The organism is Oleiphilus sp. HI0061, from assembly GCF_001635675.1.
Window position 1 is genome coordinate 1 of sequence record NZ_LWFE01000602.1, and the last position, 344, is coordinate 344.

Consider the following 344-nt stretch of genomic DNA (forward strand, 5'->3'; position numbering starts at 1 on the left):
GTATGTTTAGTGTCGGCGGAATTGTTTTTGCCGTGTTTGCTTGTATTGCTTATTCGCTTCAAGATTTAAGCTTTGCACCACTTCTGAGTGTCTTGTCTGGTCTGGTCTTTATTGGCTTGCTGGTTGAGTCAATAGGTCTTGTTGCTCATGCTCGTTACCTGAATACTGAACAGGGAGAGGGCGCAGCAGCGCACTACATTCAGTGGACGACGTTTGGCAATACTTACTTGGCGAGAAACGTCAGCTTAGTGCTTGGCTTGCTTATCTCTGCAGTCTTCTTTATCTGGGCGCCTACCGGTATTTCAGCTGCACTGATTGGTATCGCTGCGGGGCTTGGCATGATC

1 protein-coding gene is annotated in these 344 nt (G+C 48.0%); it reads left to right on the forward strand.

Annotation, left to right across the window (positions count from 1 at the left end; all coding sequences use genetic code 11):
- A partial coding sequence (locus A3735_RS30480) for a hypothetical protein (RefSeq protein WP_197485749.1) occupies positions 1–344 on the forward strand: 344 nt, incomplete at both ends.